Annotated in this window: 2 protein-coding genes and 1 pseudogene; 1 reads left to right on the top strand and 2 read right to left on the bottom strand. The window is 46.5% G+C overall.

The features are described from left to right. A partial coding sequence (locus ACEW8S_RS12380) for an RNA polymerase sigma factor (RefSeq protein WP_373518457.1) occupies positions 1 to 352 on the bottom strand: 352 nt, incomplete at its 3' end. A gap of 377 nt (positions 353 to 729) precedes the next feature. Beyond that, positions 730 to 828, bottom strand: a pseudogene (locus tag ACEW8S_RS12375) (IS200/IS605 family transposase); the annotation flags it as partial. Between the two features lie 186 nt (positions 829 to 1,014). On the opposite strand from ACEW8S_RS12375, the gene ACEW8S_RS12370 reads away from it, so the two are divergent. Further along, entirely contained in the window at positions 1,015 to 1,707 is a 693-nt protein-coding gene (locus ACEW8S_RS12370; protein ID WP_373518456.1) for a LytR/AlgR family response regulator transcription factor, read from the top strand. The last annotated feature ends 804 nt before the right edge of the window (positions 1,708 to 2,511 follow it).

Raw genomic sequence — 2,511 nt, 5'->3', positions numbered from 1 at the left:
AGTTCCTGAAATCCTTGGACCTGAGCTTGTCGATCGCGGCATTTCTGGCAATTTTCAAAAGCCACGTGAAAAACCTGCCCCTCGATGCGTTATATTGGTCGGCACGGTGCCAGACCTTGGCAAAAACGTCCTGACAGATCTCCTGGGCATCTTCCTCGATGCCCACGATGTTCTTCCTTATCGCACCGCGGATATTGGGGGAATACATTTCATATAGTTTCCCGAAGGCGGCTATATCCCTGTTCTGGAAATTGGCGACCAGTTGGTCCATGTTCATGGGGTTGGGTTTCCCTTGGTGAGATCGGGGCAAGGGTCGGTCGGATCGGTACATTTGCTTCTGTTCGCCGAACAAGGTTAGCGATTATTTAGTTGTGGATCGGACGCAATTGGACAAACATTTGATGCTAATGTACTGGAAATCTTTGCATTGTACATAAAATCCTTCAGGACTATGCGATTCGCCTACGTTCTATCCATTGACAAAGGGAACCTTCCATTTTCCGCTCTGCCCTATGTTCCATGTTTTGTTCTTTATGGGCGGCAGGACCAAAGAGGACCATTGCCGAACACGGGCCACCTTACTTTCCCATGGCCATATTCCATCAAAGGGGTTCAATTCCTATGGGGGCGGCCCATCGTAATTTCCTGTGGGCAGGGCACAGAATGGAATATATCGAACTTAAGGTCAATTCCTTTATCAAGGCCCGGATAAATCCATCGGTTCAAATCCCGCACCTTGATATCCACCTTGAGGACATGATAACGATATTTCGTGGCCCGCAGGACATGGGCGGTCGACCAGGATACCGTGTGGACCGACCTTCTTTTCCCGTTTCCAGTTCAACGGATATAGAAAAGTGTGCAGCGACCGTGACCAATGGACCTAACTCAAATCTTAAAAAAACGGTTATCTCCGCTTACACAACGTTTAATACCCTATTCACATCATTTTATTGTGGCGGGGAATGCTGTTTACGTACTTTGTCGATGACTTAACCCCACAGACTGCCCATTATGAAATTAAGAAGTATAATCATAGACGATTCCCTTATGCAGCGAATGGCCGTGGCCAGATTGGTGAACGATCATCCGAACTTGGCACTGGTAGCGGAGTACGGCAATGCCCTTGAAGCGAAAAGCGGTATCAAGGACAATGAGATCGATCTTATTTTCCTGGATGTCGAAATGCCGATTTTCAATGGTTTCGATCTTTTGGAGTCCTTGGACGACCGACCACAGGTGATCTTGATTACCGGTAAACCGGATTATGCCCTTAAGGCCTTTGATTACGGCGTAACCGATTACCTTCACAAACCCATAACCTTGGCCCGTTTCGAAGCCTCTGTCAAGAGGGCGGTAGCCGAATATGGGCAGATACATGAGGTGCACGAGGACGGGGAGCATATCTTCGTGAAAAGCAACCTGAAAAAGTGCAAAGTTGTCCTTAACGACATAAAATGGGTCGAAGCCCTTGGCGACTACATTAAATTGGTGACGGACGATGGCAATATCGTCGTACTGTCCACCATGAAATCCTTCGAACGACAGTTGCCGGAGGATAAATTCCTACGGATCCACAAGTCCTATATCGTGAACCTGGAAAAGGTCGAAAGGTTCAATAGTAAAAATGTTGAAGTCGGGGGTAGACGGATACCGTTGAGCAGGAACAAAAAAACGGAATTGGCGGAGGCGCTGGACAGCGTTTAGGGCGGGACCGCTCACATATTCCATTGACCGGGACTTTCCCCGTACAATCGGAGGTTTATCCACCAAGCACTTTAGGGTAGTCTCGTATAGGTCGAGAATTATGTTCGGTATCGGTATCGACCGATTTTCCCTCCAGGATAAACGCGTCCCTGTTTTTTGTCCCGGTGCGGTCAAATACCATGCTGCCAATAAATAATCAGGACCGGCATTTCTCGGAGATTCCCCATCGAATTGAATTTAAAAGGGTCTATACCTCCCCGAATAAATATATGTGTTTTTAAATGGCGGGCAAACTTCTCCAATTCCCAATAACTACTTCGATCATTTCCCAAACCTTGGTAAAGTGCAAAAAACGGGCATAATATTCCACCTCGGGCGGATTAAAGTGAGCATAGCGCAGCGGGGCAAAGTGAGCCACCTTGGGCGGACGAAAGTGAACCACTAAAAAATCGATTCTATTTGTGGGTTCCCATCGGTTCTTCTATAAAAAAGACGATGGCAAACAAACAGATAGATATGCGCAAGGCAAAACAGATTTTCAAATTGTACGGCGAGGGCGCGAGCAAACGGGGTATCAGCAAGCAGCTGGGCCTCTCCCGCAATACCGCAACCAAGTTGGACTTATATCCAATTGTACATCCTTTGAAGTTCAAACAAACCCGTTTTCCATTAATTGAACCAGTACATTTTATCCCACCTTTATTTAGACTTCACAAAACAGGTGTTGGTTTGCGATTGAGGGCCGTTTGACTATACTATACAAGGATAAAGTATTATACATTTCTTACATATCGTCTATCCTTA

Source organism: Pricia sp. (genome assembly GCF_041745955.1).
Taxonomy (GTDB): Bacteria; Bacteroidota; Bacteroidia; order Flavobacteriales; family Flavobacteriaceae; genus Pricia.
The sequence above is the reverse complement of the archived record's forward strand: the minus strand, read 5'-3'. Positions and strand labels throughout refer to the sequence as shown.